Here is a 14,705-nt window from a genome sequence, read left to right as displayed (position 1 = left end):
CCACATGGCTGGCCTTGGCGCTTTAGCACGTAAGATTTTCGGTTCGGCGAACGACCGGAAGGTGAAGACATTTCGGGCAAAGGTCGAACAGATCAACGCCCTGGAGTCTGAGATCCAGGCTCTTTCGGACGACGCTCTCAGAGCCAAGACCGACGAGTTCCGAAACCAGCTGAAAAACGGCGCAAGCGTCGATGACCTCTTGGTTCCCGCGTTCGCCACCGTCCGCGAAGCGGCCCGCAGGGCACTCGGTCAGCGACACTACGACGTGCAGCTCATCGGCGGCATGGTCCTCAATTCCGGACAGATTGCAGAAATGCGCACCGGTGAGGGCAAGACACTTGTGGCAACCGCCCCGGTCTATCTCAACGCCCTGACCGGAAACGGCGTTCACGTCGTTACCGTCAACGACTACCTGGCACAGCGCGACAGCGACTGGATGGGTCAGGTCTACAAATTCCTCGGCCTCAGCGTCGGCTGTATCACCCACGGCCTGAGCGACGAAGAACGCCGGGCAGCCTACGCCGCTGACGTCACCTACGGCACGAACAACGAATTCGGCTTCGATTATCTCCGCGACAACATGAAGCATGACCGCCAGTCCATGGTTCAGCGCGGACATGCCTATGCCATCGTCGATGAAGTGGATTCGATCCTGATCGACGAAGCCCGTACGCCTCTGATCATTTCCGGTCCGCTGGAAGACCGTTCCGAATTCTACAATTCGGTCGACGCCTTCATTCCGCACCTGACTGAAGAAGATTACGAGCTCGACGAAAAGCAGCGTTCAACGACCTTCACCGAAGCTGGTAACGAGAAGCTGGAAAAGCTGCTCGGCGAAGCCGGCCTGCTGAAAGGCGATTCGCTCTATGACGTCGAGAACGTCGCCATCGTGCACCATCTGCAGCAGGCGCTGAAGGCGCACAAGCTGTTCCAGCGCGACAAGGATTACATCGTCCGCAACGACGAAGTGGTCATCATCGACGAGTTCACCGGCCGCATGATGCCGGGCCGCCGTTTCTCCGAAGGCCTGCACCAGGCCCTGGAAGCCCGCGAGAAAGTGCGCATCCAGCCGGAAAACCAGACGCTGGCCTCCATCACGTTCCAGAACTACTTCCGCATGTACGGCAAGCTGGCCGGCATGACCGGTACCGCGTCAACCGAAGCCGACGAATTCGCCGACATCTACAAGCTGGAAGTGGTCGAGATTCCGACCAACGTTTCCGTGAAACGTATCGATGATGACGACGAGGTCTACCGGACCGTTCAGGAAAAATTCCAAGCCATCGTCAAGCTGATCGACGACTGCAAGCAACGTGCCCAGCCTATCCTGGTCGGCACCACGTCGATCGAGAAGTCCGAATATCTTGCCGAGATGCTCAAGAAGCATGGCTACAAGCAGATCGATCTCAGCGATCCGGCTGCCTTTGCCGCCGCGCAGAAGAACGAAGGCGGCAAGACCAAGGTCTTCGCGGTTCTCAACGCGCGCTACCACGAGCAGGAAGCTTTCATCGTTGCCCAGGCTGGTCTGCCGGGCGCCGTGACCATTGCCACCAACATGGCCGGCCGCGGTACGGACATTCAGCTCGGCGGCAACGCCGACATGCAGATCGCCATGGAACTGGGCGACATGCCGGAAGGTGAAGAGCGCAGCGCCAAGGAAGCGCAGATCCGCGCCGAAGTCGAGGACATGAAGCAGAAGGCGCTTGCGGCCGGCGGTCTTTATGTCATCGGCACCGAGCGTCACGAGAGCCGCCGCATCGACAACCAGCTTCGTGGCCGTTCCGGCCGCCAGGGCGACCCGGGCCATTCCAAGTTTTTCCTGTCCCTGCAGGATGACCTGATGCGCATCTTCGGGTCCGAGCGCATGGATTCCATGCTGCAGAAACTCGGACTGGAAGAAGGCGAAGCCATCATCCACCCATGGATCAACAAGGCGCTTGAAAAAGCTCAGCAGAAGGTCGAGGCACGCAACTTCGACATCCGCAAGAACCTGCTGAAATTCGATGACGTGATGAACGACCAGCGCAAGGTGGTCTTCGATCAGCGTATCGAGCTGATGGACAGCGAAGCGATCCAGGACGCGGTTTCCGACATGCGTCACGACGTGATCGACGATCTTGTATCCGCGCACATTCCCGAGCGCGCCTATCCGGAGCAGTGGGATACCGAGGGCCTTCAGGAAGAAGTCCGCAAGTATCTGAACCTGGATCTGCCGATCAAGGATTGGGCGGCCGAGGAAGGTATTGCCGACGAAGAGGTCAAGGACCGCCTGCGCAAGGCGGCCGACGCCGGCATGGCGCAAAAGGTTGCCAAATACAGCCCGGACATCATGCGTCAGGTCGAAAAGGCCGTGCTGCTGCAGACGCTCGACAACCTGTGGCGCGAGCACCTGGCCAATCTCGATCACCTGCGGTCTGTCGTCGGCTTCCGTGGTTACGCCCAGCGCGACCCGCTGCAGGAATACAAGACCGAAGCGTTCACGCTGTTTGAATCCATGCTGACCCAGCTGCGCCAGATGACGACCGCGCAGCTGATGCGGGTCGAACTGGTAACGGAACAGGCACCGCAGATGCCGGCCGAGCCGGAAATGCATGCTCATCACATCAATCCCTTGACCGGGGAAGACGAGATGGCCATGGCGGACGCCCAGCTTCCGGTACCTCCGGCGCAGCGTGATCCGGAAGACCCTTCGACCTGGGGCAAGGTCGGCCGCAACGAGGCCTGCCCTTGCGGCTCCGGCAAGAAGTTCAAGCACTGCCACGGCGTGCTTGTCTGACGGCAGTCGGAACAATTGACCATCAAGAAGGCCAGCCTCGTCAAAGGGCTGGCCTTTTTCGTGAAATTCCGGCAGGTTGCCGCCGACTTCAACCGGCTAACGAATGTTCATGCACACCAAAGCGGCTAACACTGTCTATGTCACCCGGCGGGAAAACGCCCGCCCGCAGGCACCGCTGCTCAGCGTCATCGTACCGGTCTTTAACGAAGAGGAGGTCATCCTCCACTTCCTGCGGGCAACCCGGCCGGTGCTCGAGCGAAGTGGCCTTCGTTACGAATATGTTTTCATTGATGACGGCAGCCGGGACCGGACCGCGGACATCCTGTCGGAGGAGCTTGCAAACGGCCTGCCGGGACGGCTTCTGGGCCTTTCCCGCAATTTCGGCAAGGAAGCCGCACTTTCCGCAGGGCTCGAGGCGGCGAAAGGAGACATCGGTGTCATCATCGACGCTGACCTGCAGGACCCGCCGGAGCTCATTTTGCAGATGCTGGACGGATGGCGCGCGGGCTATGATGTCGTCTACGGCCTCAGGGTCGACCGGTCTTCCGACACGCTCATGAAGCGGTCCACGGCGGGCATGTTCTACAGCCTGTTCAACCGCCTGGCCAATATCGACATGCCCGCGAACGCCGGCGACTTCCGTCTGATCGACCGCTGCGTTATCGATGCATTGCTGCGCCTGCCGGAACGCAATCGCTTCATGAAGGGGTTGTTTGCCTGGGTCGGGTTTCCGGCCATGGCACTGCCCTATGAGCGCCCTCCTCGCCTGGCGGGGGCTGGCAAGTTCAATTACTGGAAGCTCTGGAACTTTGCGCTGGACGGCCTCACGGGCTTCACAACGCTCCCGCTACGGGTCTGGTTCTATGGCGGCGCCCTGATCTCTGTCGGCGCCTTCACCTATGCGCTTTATCTGACGTTACGCGTCCTCATCGAAGGCATCGATCTCCCGGGCTACGCATCGCTGATGGTCGCGCTTCTGTTCTTCTCGGGTGTACAACTGCTGTCGATCGGCATGATCGGCGAATATGTGGCGCGGCTGTTCAACGAAGCGAAACAGCGGCCGGTCTTCATCGTTCAGGATGTCATCGAAGGCGGCAACACACCTCAATCCGCAAAGCAAACGGACGACGCCGCCAATGGCGCCTGAAATTCGCCATGGCAAGTTGAAGACGGAAACCGCTGCCGCCGGCAAATTCGCCGTGATCGGCGTGCTGGCGACGCTGACCCATGCCATTGTGGCGGGCAGCTTGCTGCAATCTGGAATGCTTCCGGCCTATCCGGCCAATGTCTGCGGCTTCCTGGTCGCCTTCTGCGTCTCTTTCACCGGTCACTATTTCTGGAGCTTCTCGCACCTGCGCCGGAAGGGCTCCGCAATCAGAAGCATGGTGCGGTTCCTGGTGATTGCAGTCTCCGGCTTCCTGCTGAACACCACCGTTCTGGCCCTGTGGCTGACCCTGACCCCCTGGCCTGATCTCATCGGCCTCCTGTTTTCCATCGCGATCGTGCCAGCCCTTTCCTTTGCCGGAGCCCGGCTCTGGGCCTTCTCGCACCATCCAGCCGAGACCTGACCCTTGATACGTCTGATCGAAAACGCTCCTTCAAGGGCGGCCCTCTATTACGCTGGCGGCCTCTGCCTGCTTTATGCCCTGATACCGACCCTGACTTTTCCCAACCCGCCACTTGACGTGGTTGAAGGCTTTGCCTGGGGCCGGGAACTTCAGCTCGGCTATACCAAACATCCACCGATGCACGCCTGGCTTCTGGAGCTCACCTATCGTCTCACGGGAGGCCTCAGTGGCGGGTACTGGCTGAGCGCGCTTTCGGTTGCCCTTGGCTATCTGTTCATCTGGCGGCTCGCTCGCCGTCTCGGACTTTCCGGCCAGCAGTCCTTCTGGTCTCTCGTGCTGACCAGCGTAACCTTCTACTTCACGCTGCCCCTGCCGGAATTCAACCCGAACATCCTGCAGATCCCCATCTGGGCAGGCATGATGCTGCTGTTTCACCGGGCAGTGGACAAAGGCCGCCTGCTCGACTGGGTCCTGCTTGGCATCCTCGCCGCCTTCGGCCTTTACACGAAATATTTCGTGCTGCTCCTGATCGGTGCAATCGGACTTTACGCGCTGGTCTTCGCCGATGCCCGGCGGCATATCCTGCGCCCGGGCCCCTGGGTGACGATAGCCGTCTGCCTTGCCCTGCTGGTGCCACACGCGGCATGGCTTCTGGAAACGGATTTCCTGACGTTGCGCTACGCCGCCAGCCGCAGCAATCCGGCAGACGGTTTTGTCGACCATCTGTTCAATCCGCTGAACTTCCTGGCAGCTCAGATCGGCAATCACGCCGGCTTGTTTCTTGTGGTTCTGGCCGGTCTTGGCTGGCACGGCCTGAAACAGGTTCGACTGCTCAGGCACGAAGTTGCAACGCCCCTTGCCACACCTTCCGACCGCTTTCTGCTCTGGTTTGCCGTTCTGCCGCTTGCAGTTGTTCTGATTGCATCAGCCGTTACCGGCAACGAGTTCGAACACATGTGGGGCACGCCCATGTTTGTGCTGTCCGGCATCCTGGCGGTGCGGTTTCTGGCGCTACCGCAACTCTGGCCCTTTCCCGCCCGCGCCCTCGTTGCCGCCGTTGCGATCCAGGCGATTTTCCTGGGCATCCTGTTCGGGCAGGCGGTTCTGGAGCCGCACTGGAAACATAAGCAGACCCGGCTCCACTATCCCGGCAAGGCGATCGCCGAAGACATGGCACACGTCTGGAAGGAGCACATGGGCACCGATCTCGCCTATGTGGCCGGCGATATGTGGTCGGCAGCCAACGTCACCACACAGGCCGCCAGCCGCCCGTCGATGTTCTATCTGCATGACCGGACCCTCAGCCCCTGGATCGACCCGAAAGATGTCCAGGAAAAAGGTCTGATGATCGTCTGGCGAGGCGACCAGGAAACACCGATTGAGGAAATCCGTCGCTATTATCCGGATGCTGTCCGCGAAGGGTCCCGAACGTTCGCCTACCAGACCTCCGGCAGCATTCCCGGCGTCACGGTCAACTGGGTCATCGTCCCGCCTGGCAAGGTGGTTTTCGAACCGGCGAATTAATCGCAAACGCTGGCACAAGCCGTCTGGAAACCGGACGAAAACAACACTAACTTGGCGCCATGATCAGTATGGCGGAAATCGACGGCGTGGAAGACTGGTTGATCGACCAGTCTCTTGGCTCGCCCGATCTGGGGTCGATGTTCGGAGAGATGTGCGAGCGCCTGCGCGCATGCGAGGTTCCTGTGGACCGCGCCATGATCGGCTGGTCGACCCTTCATCCCCTGATCGAGGCGGAAGCCGCCATCTGGGAAAACGGCACCGAAATCCAGCGCGAGCAGATTGCCCACAATGCCGAAGAAACAGACGAGTGGCTGCAAAGCCCCGTCCGTGCCGTGCTGGTCAATCAGGAGTCCGTCCTGCGACGGCGCCTCACGAATGCCAATGCACCGCTCGAGTTTCCCTTGCTCGTTCGGCTGAAGGAAAGCGGGTACTCCGATTACATCGTCATCGCGACCGAATTCGACCTGCCGACCATCAAGGACCAGATTGCTACCTCCGGCATCGTGATCAGCTGGGCAACGCGGGAAACCGACGGCTTTTCCGACGATGCACTGACCGCAATCCGCTACATTCAAAAACGATTTGCCCTGGCCGCGCGCGCCACCATTCAGGGGCAAATCAACCAGACGATCGCAGAAACGTATCTCGGCAAGATCGCCGGCAACAAGGTGCTCAGCGGCCAGATCCGCCATGGCGACGGCCAGACCGTCGATGCGGTGATCTATTTCAGCGACATGCGCAATTCGACCGCGATTGCGGAACTGCTTGGTCCCGATGGCTACCTGTCGTTTCTGAACACCTATTTCGACGCGACAGCCGGTGCGATTCTGGCAAAAGGCGGCGAAGTGCTCGATTTTATCGGCGATGCCGTTCTGGGCGTCTTTCCCATAGGCGCACAAAGCCTGGACAAGGCGGTCGCACAGGCACTTTCGGCCGCGGATGAAAGCCGGAAGCGTCTGAAAACGATCAACGCCGACCCGGCGCTGCCACACGTTCTAAAGGCCGGCATCGCCCTGTCCGTCGGCTCCGTCATGTTCGGCAATATTGGCGTCCCGCACCGGCTCACCTTTTCGGTGATCGGCCAGACGGTCCATGCGGCTGCACGGATCGAAAGCCTCACCAAGACCGTCGGCGCCGACGTTCTGATGACCGAAGACGTCGCCCGCTTCGCCAGCGAACGATCAAAACCGGCCGGGTCGTTCGAACTGAACGGCTTCACCGACCCCCAGCCCCTGTTTACCCTGGACCGGCTTTTCTGAAAGCCGCCCGTCCGGCAGGTAGTTCCTCATCCCACCGACAAGCAAAGACCGACATGACCGATCTACGTCCCGACGCCCCTTCCCATCTGCCTTTCAGAGACCAGGAAGCCACCGGCCCTGACAACGGTGCTCCGGTCGTGCTGCTGCACGGCTTCGGCGGCGACCGGCAAACCTGGCTCAACATACAGACGGCACTGGCTTCGAAGAAACGCTCCATAGCGTTCGATCTGCCGGGGCACGGCGAGGCGTTGGACTGGCCGCGGATCGGCAATGCGGGGGTTTCCGCAAAAGCTGTCGGGCAGTCTCTGGAGGCGCTCGAGCTGACGAGGGTCCATCTGGTCGGCCATTCCATGGGCGGCGCAGTGGCCGCGCTGATTGCCCTGCGCAATCCTGATCTGGTGGCCAGCCTTACCCTGCTGGCGCCGGGCGGCTTCGGCTCCGAAATCAATCACCGCCTGTTGCGTCGCTATGCGGCTGCAACGGATGCCGACACCATGGAAACTCTGCTGGAGCAGTTCTTCGGCTGGGAGTTCAAACTGCCGAAATTCCTCGCCAGAACGGCCACCGAAAGTCGTGCGCGCCCGGGCGCGGCCGCGACACTGGAGGCAATCGCGGACGAGATCATCGACGGCAGCGTTCAAAAGACCCTGCCGCGCGACGAACTGGCAGCCCTGCCCATGCCGATCAAGGTCCTCTGGGGCACACAGGACCGTGTCCTGCCGACGCGCCAGGCCCACAAGTTGCCGGGTGTCGTTGCCACGCACATTTTCGAACGAACCGGTCACATGCTGCATCTGGAACTGCCCAAGGAAGTGACCCGGCTCATCCTTCAGAACGCTGGCTGCTGACGCGGACCAACATCTGGAACTCCAGAAAGTTTCCCCGCGATCTGGCCCCCCGGCGCGGTTTGGGATAGGTAGCAGGCCGAAACCCGGCCGGTCGGACGGCGGGGCCTGTATGAACCGAGCCGGAGCGCGCATGTCAGCCGAAATGTCAGCAGCCAACGATGTCATCGTCACGGCGGTGTCGGGCTATGAGCCGAAACACATGGCTGCCTGGTACAATTCCCTGAAGGCAACGGGGTATCGCGGCCGGACGGTCGCGGTTGCTTACAATGTCAGCGAAGCCCTTGTTGATTACATGAAGCACATGGGCTCGCTCGTCATCACCTTCGATCATGACGCCGGCAAGAAGCGCTACTCCTACTCGCAGCTTCGGGAAGAAATCGCCGACCATACCGATGGTGGCAAGCTTTACACCGACAGGCGCTGGACCTGGAACAAGCGCGTCCTGCGCTTCAAGGACAAGATCTACGACCGGCGCTTCTTCCATGCCAGTCACCTGGTGAAACAGCATCTCGATGCGCTTGGCGAGCCTGTGCGCTTCGTCGCGTTCTCGGATGCCCGGGACGTCATCTTCCAGTCGGACCCGTTCGCCTGGATGGAAGAGAACCTTGCTCCGGGCAAGGATCTCCTCATCGGTGAGGAAAGCATCACCCATGAAGACCCCTGGAACCGCCGGAACGTCCTGAAAACCTACGGCCGCCACGCCTATGACCGTGTGGCCAGGGTCCCCGTGTGCTGCGCTGGCTATTTCGCCGGCCGCTACGAGGCGATGATGGATTTCATGCTGGCGGTCTATTACTTCGACCAGACCAAACGGAGCGGTGATCAGGCCGCCTTCAACCAGCTGCTGACCTTTTGCGGCTGGAAGGAAAAGGCCGAGAAGGTGAACTGGCAGGTTCCCTGGCTGCTGCACGCGGTCAGTGCGAATGTCGGTCCGGACGCGCCGGGGTTCTGCATGCCTCGGGAAACCGTGCCGGTGTTCGAGGACGGGCTGGTCAAAACCTTCGACAAGCAGCCCTACGCCATCGTGCACCAGTACGACCGCAACAAGGAAATGACTGCCTATTTCATGGAGAAATTCGGCAAGGTCGAATAACAGCAGGCGCTAACCGCGGACAATGGAAGCGCTTCGCCCTCCTGTTACCCGCCGGCACCTATCCTTTCGGAACCTGTTGTTCAGGCTTCCGGCAGCAGATCATCACGCCACGGCTCACCGATCACCCGGCGGGCCATCATGTGCGAGCGCGGTGAATTGATGCTGTCGACGGCGATTAGCCGGCCATCGTGCAGGTAGGCGACATAGAACTTGTTGTCCTGGGTCGAACCCACGACCTTTGTGTCGTCATACCCCTCCGACAGACCGGCGATCTGCAGCTTGATGTCGTACTGATCGGACCAGAACCACGGCAACGGGTCGTAATCGACTTCCTGACCCAGCAGCGCCTGGGCAACCGCCTTTGCCTGGTCGATGGCGTTCTGGACGCTTTCCATGCGCACGGACCGCTGGTAGCGGTTGGAATAGAAACGCGTACAGTCACCCGCAGCGAAGATGTCAGGATCGCTGGTCTGGCCGCATCCATCCACCAGGATCCCGTTGTCGACCTCCAGGCCCGCCTCTGCGGCCAGGTGATCATTGGGCTCTGCGCCGACGGCAACCAGAACCAGTTCCGCCGGAACCGTCTCGCCTGTCGACAACCGGACACCGGTGACACTGTCACCACCCTCGATTGCCTCGATGCCCGTGTTCAGGCGCAATTCGATGCCGCGGGCCTTGTGCAGGCCGGAGAAATAGTCGGAGACCGCCTGGCTGACCACGCGCTTCATCGGACGATCCTGCGCCTCGATGACGGTGACCGACTTGCCCAGGCTTTTGGCGACGGCAGCGACTTCAAGACCGATGTACCCGGCCCCGATGATGGCGACACTGCTGGTCTTTTGCAGAATGTCCCGGATCACGTTGACATCGGCAATCGAGCGCAGCGTGACCACGCCCTTCTTGTCGGCACCCTCCAGCGTCAGCAGCCGGGCATTGGTGCCGGTTGCCAGAACAAGCTTGCCATACGGCAGCGTATCGCCGTTTGCCAGTGTCAGGCGCTTCGCGCCACGGTCGATCGCAACCACTCTGGTATTGGGAATGTGGTCGATATTGTTGGTGGTGAAGAAAGCCGGCGGGCGCAGCCACAAGCCTTCGGCGCCGATCTCGCCGGCCAGGAACTTCTTGGAAAGCGGCGGTCTTTGATAAGGCGGATGCGGTTCGTCGCCGATCAGCCGCAGCGGGCCTTCAAATCCGCCCTGCCGCAGGGATTGGGCGACCTGGGCTCCGGCTTGTCCTGCTCCGATGATGACGATGTCTTCCTGCATTCCGCTTCGCCCTCTTTGCGCTTGGCCGGTCCGGCGGATGGTGTGCCGGCCGATCGTTTGAGTGCATGGCTAGCACGAAGAAACGCAGGCCGCCAGAATGGCGAAACGCCGCGTCGGTGCGGACACGGCGTTTTTTCGATTTTCTTTGTTTCAAGCGTTCCGGTTCGGGATCAGGCGCTGCGCACGCCTTGCAGGAATTCGGCAACTTCCTGCCGGATCAACGCGCCCTGCTCGCCAAGCGATTCTGCGAGGTGCTCCACTTCGGAACCGTTGGACCGTGCAAGCTCGGCAGCCGAACCGACGGCCTCCATGCTCGACACCCCTTGTTCGGACCGCGCCGAGGCACTGGAAACGTTGTGCGAGATCGCCTGGACGGCTTCGTCCTGCTGCTGCACGGCCGATGCCACAGCCGAGGCAAGGCCCTCCATGTCGGAGATGATCCGGTTGACGTCCTCGATCGCCTGGACCGCCTGACCGGAAGACCCCTGGATGGCCTCGATCTGGGTCGCAATATCCTCGGTGGCTTTCGAGGTCTGGTCGGCAAGCTGCTTCACTTCGGCAGCAACCACCGCAAACCCCTTGCCTGCTTCGCCCGCGCGGGCAGCCTCGATGGTCGCGTTCAGCGCCAGCAGATTGGTCTGGTTGGCAATGTCGCGGATCAGCCCCATGACTTCGCCGATCCGGTCTGCCGCGCTGGAAAGTTCCTGCATGGTGGCAACCGTTGAAGATGCACTCCGCACCGCCTGCTGGGCCACTTCCGTCGACTTGTTGGCCTGGCCGGCGATCTCGGCGATGGACGCGGCAAGCTCTTCCGCGGAATGAGCTGCGGAAGTGACGTTTTCCGCCGCCGTGCGCACCGCTTCGGCTGCTTCCCCGGACTGGTTGGCAACATCGTCGGCCGACTGTTCCATCGACTGGGACGTCTGCCGCAGCTCGCCGTTGGCTCGGTCAAGACTGTCGAGTGCCGCGGACACGGTCCCCTCGAACCGGCCGATCAGTGTATCGAGACGGGCAACGCGTTCTTCGCGCCGCCGGTTTTCCTGATCCTGCGAGGCCGCAAGTTCAGCCCGCTCGACCGCATTGTCACGGAAGACCTGAACCGTGCGGCTCATGGAAGCAAGCTCGGTGCTGCCACTGTCGTCCGGCAGGTCGAGGTCGGTCTGGCCGCTGGCAAGGGCTTCCATGGCCGACTGCAAACGCGCCAGCGGGCGCGCCACCGATTGGCCGATCACAAGCGCGATGGCCGGAAGCAGCAGAAGCAGAACCACGATAGCCCCGCCGATTGCATAGGTTGCGATCGACCGGGCCATCTCAAGCTGACCGGCGGCTTCACCTTGAGTGGTGTTGGCGGCTTCGCTGAGGGACGCGATGTGCGGTGGAACAAGTTCAAACAGGTTTTCCAGCAGTTCCGAATGCTCGCCCCGCTCTGTCTTGGCGACTGTGTAATCGTCGAAAGTCGTCTTGTATTTGGCCATGTTGTCGGCCAGCTCCGCCTTGATGGCGTCGGAGATATAGACTTTCTTCAAGAGCTTTTCGAAATCGTTGAACTCGCCCTGGAAAACCTCCAGCGCCGCCTCGGTATTGTTGAGCGTGAACTCCCGTTCCGCCAGCTGAACGGCCAGGATCGCGCGGGCCAGCTTTTCGAAATCCGGCCCGCCGCCGAATTTCATCTCTTCCGACAGGCGATGCTTGACCGCCCCTGCATATTCGTTGAGCCCCGCCAGATAGCCCTGCGTAGTGTCATACCCGATCTTCTGCTGGGCAGTGTCCAGCATCTCGAAGGCACCTCTTGTGCCTTCCAGCGTATCCTTGACGTCGGCGATTTCCGAAGCGTAGGCCGCTGCGGCCGGGTTGGTTGCGATCGTCTCCAGAACTGCGCTGGCTTCTTCAAGCTTGGCGTTGAAACTCTGGAATGTCTCGACGGATGGCGTGCTGTGGTAACGCTCTTCAATCGAGCGCAGCGCTGCGGCGCTTTCCGACAATGTGCTGACCTGTCCGGCCAGTGTCGAACTGCTGCTCATGCGCGCGAAGGCCGAATTGAGCTCACCCTGGCTCCAGAAGAAGACACCGCCGATCGCAAGGAGCCCCACAATGGTGAAAAGGCTTAAGGCCAGAATTCTGGCTTTGACTGACAAATTCGCGAAGATCCGAAAAGGTGATTGAGATCTGAAGGCCACCAGCGTATGTCCCCTGGATCAACGGATGTGCCATCGGGGTCGATGTTTACATCCATGAGTTGATCGATCTGGAAGTGTTCGTGCTTCTGGCCTGCGTTTCTTTCACGACAGAACGTTCGAACACTCATGTTTGCGCCGTATATTTGACTATAAATGCCAACTTACGGTTAACATGCGTGTAACCCCACCGACTCGACGCAATCTAACCTTGCGTCATCTTCGACTTTGTCATTGAGGCTGCAATTGAATCTCCTCGCCAGAGCCGCACCGGCCATTTTTGTTTTGCTGTGGTCTACGGGCTTCGTCGGTTCTAAACTCGGCGCACCCTACATCGATCCGATGGTGTTTTTGACGGTCCGCTTCGTTGCGGTTTTGCCGGTGCTGATTCTGCTGGCGATGTTCTTGTCGAAGTCCTGGCCGAAAGATCCCGCTGCCATTGCCCATTGCATCTTCACCGGCATGCTGGTCCACGGCATCTATCTCGGTGGTGTGTTCTGGGCAATCAAACAGGGCATGCCGGCTGGAGCGTCCTCGATCATTGTCGGTCTTCAGCCCGTGCTGACCGCGCTCATCGCGGTGGCTTTGCTTGGCGAAACCATTTCCCGCAGACACTGGCTCGCCATGGCCATCGGAGCGATTGGTCTTGCATTCGTTCTTGGTCCGAAACTCGACCTTGCCGGATCGGGCATCACGCCGGTGACGATATTCGTGGTCCTCATCTCCGTTGCGGCCATCAGCCTGGGAACAGTCTACCAGAAGCGTTTCGTACAGCAGACCGACCTCATGGCGGCAACTGTCTGGCAGTACGTCGGCGCTTTGCTTGTCACAATTCCGCTGAGCCTGACCGAAAGCTGGCAGATCACCTGGTCAGGTGAGCTGATCTTTGCGATGGCCTGGCTCGTGCTGGTCTTGTCCGTCGGCGCGATCCTGCTCCTGATGCTGCTGATCCGCGAGGGCGCGGTCTCCCAGGTCGCCAGCCTATTTTATCTGGTGCCGGTGGCAACAGCGGTGGAAAGCTATTTCCTGTTCGGTGAATCCCTGACGCCGGTTCAGATCGGTGGAATGGTTCTGGTCATCAGCGCGGTATTGACCATCCGCAAGAAGCCAGCAAGGAGCTAGGGGTGGTCCCCGGAAGCCGTCTTGCGGAAAATCCGGTCAGGCTTCTGTATCCAGCGCCAGCGCAAGCTGTTCCTGACGGCGGCGCCAGTAGCGCCGTTGACGGGAGATTGCCGCGTTGAGTTCACCGCCCAGAATGAACACGAGCGCGCAGATATAGAGAAAGATCAGCGCGGTCATGATCCCGGCCAGACCGCCATAAGTGGAGACGTAATTGGCGAAGCTGGCGAGATAGGCGCCGAAGGCACTGCCGGCAATGATCCACATGAACAGTGTGGCGAGCACTCCGGGCCACAGGTCGCGGAAAGTGCGATGCCCCGCCGGAAGCAGCCAGTGGGTGATGAAAAGGCCGATGATCAGCAGCGATCCGGCCAGTGTGTATCGGGCAACGTTGATTGACAACAGGAAAGTCTCGACCTGCGGCACGAAGACCTTCAGCCCCTCGAGGGCGAGCGGCGCCAGAACCACCAGAAACGTATAGGCAAGCAGAATGCCGGCACCCAGCAGCACAAGCCCGATCGATTGCAGCCGCAACAGCACGATGGAGCGGTTTTCATGCTGCCGGTAGGCCCGGTTGAGCGCGGTACGCAGCGCCTCCACCCCGTTGGAGGAAAACCACAAAGCGGCAACGGCGCCGAAGGTCACAAGGTCGCCGCGGCGAATGGTCAGGACATTCTGGATCTCCCGCACGACAGGCGATGCAACGCTTGCCGGCCAGGCATCGAACAGCAGTTCCGACACCGTGTCGGCAGCACCGGTCATGCCGAGAAAGGCCGCGAGCGAGGCGATGAAGATCAGCAGGGGAAATATCGCCAGCAACCCCGACAGTGCCACGTGACTGGCCATTGCAAAGCCGTCATCCCGGGCGAAGTGACCGATGGCGTCTTTCAGGACGGCGTAGATCACGAGAACTGTCTGTCTGGCGCTCATGACCCAAGATGTGGCCTGCGCTGACACAATTCGTCAAGCCTGGGTAGTGAAAACCGCATCCGCCAAAAGGTCTATAAATTCACGCTCGACAAATGAGGGTGTGCAACGCAACATAGCTTCAACAAGAAGCGCTGCTGCGCAACAAATGA

At 60.4% G+C, this 14,705-nt stretch carries 11 protein-coding genes; 8 read left to right on the top strand and 3 right to left on the bottom strand.

The genetic code is table 11. The features are described from left to right. Positions 1-4: 4 nt before the first annotated feature. The 7 genes from secA (at position 5) to ACYQ6M_RS26010 (ending at position 9,068) form a co-directional block, all read left to right on the top strand. A complete protein-coding gene (gene secA / locus ACYQ6M_RS26040) occupies positions 5-2,776 on the top strand; it encodes a preprotein translocase subunit SecA (protein WP_460076416.1) in 2,772 nt (923 codons plus the stop codon). A gap of 109 nt (positions 2,777-2,885) precedes the next feature. Then, positions 2,886-3,923 carry a glycosyltransferase family 2 protein gene (locus ACYQ6M_RS26035; RefSeq protein WP_208984602.1) on the top strand — a complete coding sequence of 346 codons (1,038 nt, stop codon included), beginning with the start codon at positions 2,886-2,888 and terminating at the stop codon, positions 3,921-3,923. Continuing rightward, positions 3,913-4,344, top strand: a complete 432-nt coding sequence (locus ACYQ6M_RS26030; protein WP_460076413.1) for a GtrA family protein — start codon at positions 3,913-3,915, stop codon at positions 4,342-4,344. Before ACYQ6M_RS26035 ends, ACYQ6M_RS26030 begins: the two co-directional genes overlap by 11 nt. 3 nt (positions 4,345-4,347) lie before the next feature. Continuing rightward, the gene (locus tag ACYQ6M_RS26025; RefSeq protein ID WP_460076412.1) at positions 4,348-5,868 is read left to right on the top strand and encodes a glycosyltransferase family 39 protein; all 1,521 of its coding nucleotides are present in this window, start codon (positions 4,348-4,350) and stop codon (positions 5,866-5,868) included. A gap of 68 nt (positions 5,869-5,936) precedes the next feature. Next, the gene (locus ACYQ6M_RS26020) at positions 5,937-7,127 is read left to right on the top strand and encodes an adenylate/guanylate cyclase domain-containing protein (protein WP_460076411.1); all 1,191 of its coding nucleotides are present in this window, start codon (positions 5,937-5,939) and stop codon (positions 7,125-7,127) included. Positions 7,128-7,180: 53 nt separating this feature from the next. Further along, complete coding sequence (locus ACYQ6M_RS26015) at positions 7,181-7,975, top strand: alpha/beta fold hydrolase (protein WP_460076409.1); 795 nt, start codon at positions 7,181-7,183, stop codon at positions 7,973-7,975. Between the two features lie 130 nt (positions 7,976-8,105). Continuing rightward, entirely contained in the window at positions 8,106-9,068 is a 963-nt protein-coding gene (locus ACYQ6M_RS26010) for a hypothetical protein (RefSeq protein WP_055659616.1), read from the top strand. An 80-nt stretch (positions 9,069-9,148) separates the two neighbouring features. Here ACYQ6M_RS26010 and ACYQ6M_RS26005 read toward each other — a convergent pair whose 3' ends face one another. Together ACYQ6M_RS26005 and ACYQ6M_RS26000 are read right to left on the bottom strand one after the other, a co-directional pair. Continuing rightward, complete coding sequence (locus ACYQ6M_RS26005; protein ID WP_460076407.1) at positions 9,149-10,333, bottom strand: NAD(P)/FAD-dependent oxidoreductase; 1,185 nt, start codon at positions 10,331-10,333, stop codon at positions 9,149-9,151. 170 nt (positions 10,334-10,503) lie between these two features. Further along, positions 10,504-12,468: a methyl-accepting chemotaxis protein gene (locus ACYQ6M_RS26000; RefSeq protein WP_460076405.1), complete on the bottom strand. Its 1,965-nt coding sequence runs from the start codon at positions 12,466-12,468 to the stop codon at positions 10,504-10,506. A gap of 285 nt (positions 12,469-12,753) precedes the next feature. On the opposite strand from ACYQ6M_RS26000, the gene ACYQ6M_RS25995 reads away from it, so the two are divergent. Beyond that, positions 12,754-13,629, top strand: coding sequence for a DMT family transporter (locus tag ACYQ6M_RS25995; RefSeq protein ID WP_023002965.1), 876 nt, complete (start codon positions 12,754-12,756; stop codon positions 13,627-13,629). Positions 13,630-13,665: 36 nt separating this feature from the next. Here ACYQ6M_RS25995 and ACYQ6M_RS25990 read toward each other — a convergent pair whose 3' ends face one another. Then, positions 13,666-14,556 carry a YihY/virulence factor BrkB family protein gene (locus ACYQ6M_RS25990; RefSeq protein ID WP_023002964.1) on the bottom strand — a complete coding sequence of 297 codons (891 nt, stop codon included), beginning with the start codon at positions 14,554-14,556 and terminating at the stop codon, positions 13,666-13,668. Between the last annotated feature and the right edge of the window lie 149 nt (positions 14,557-14,705).

The sequence above is a fragment of the Roseibium sp. ROS1 genome, from assembly GCF_054658215.1.
Note: the sequence above shows the minus strand (reverse complement) of the source record. Positions and strands in the feature narration are given on the sequence as shown.

Excerpts from the sequence above, each read along its gene's own strand:
- secA (WP_460076416.1), top strand. The coding sequence starts at position 5 with ATGGCTGGCCTTGGCGCTTTAGCACGTAAGATTTTCGGTTCGGCGAAC.
- ACYQ6M_RS26015 (WP_460076409.1), top strand. The coding sequence starts at position 7,181 with ATGACCGATCTACGTCCCGACGCCCCTTCCCATCTGCCTTTCAGAGAC.
- ACYQ6M_RS26030 (WP_460076413.1), top strand. The coding sequence starts at position 3,913 with ATGGCGCCTGAAATTCGCCATGGCAAGTTGAAGACGGAAACCGCTGCC.
- ACYQ6M_RS26010 (WP_055659616.1), top strand. The coding sequence starts at position 8,106 with ATGTCAGCCGAAATGTCAGCAGCCAACGATGTCATCGTCACGGCGGTG.
- ACYQ6M_RS25990 (WP_023002964.1), bottom strand. The coding sequence starts at position 14,556 with ATGAGCGCCAGACAGACAGTTCTCGTGATCTACGCCGTCCTGAAAGAC.
- ACYQ6M_RS26035 (WP_208984602.1), top strand. The coding sequence starts at position 2,886 with ATGCACACCAAAGCGGCTAACACTGTCTATGTCACCCGGCGGGAAAAC.
- ACYQ6M_RS26020 (WP_460076411.1), top strand. The coding sequence starts at position 5,937 with ATGGCGGAAATCGACGGCGTGGAAGACTGGTTGATCGACCAGTCTCTT.
- ACYQ6M_RS26005 (WP_460076407.1), bottom strand. The coding sequence starts at position 10,333 with ATGCAGGAAGACATCGTCATCATCGGAGCAGGACAAGCCGGAGCCCAG.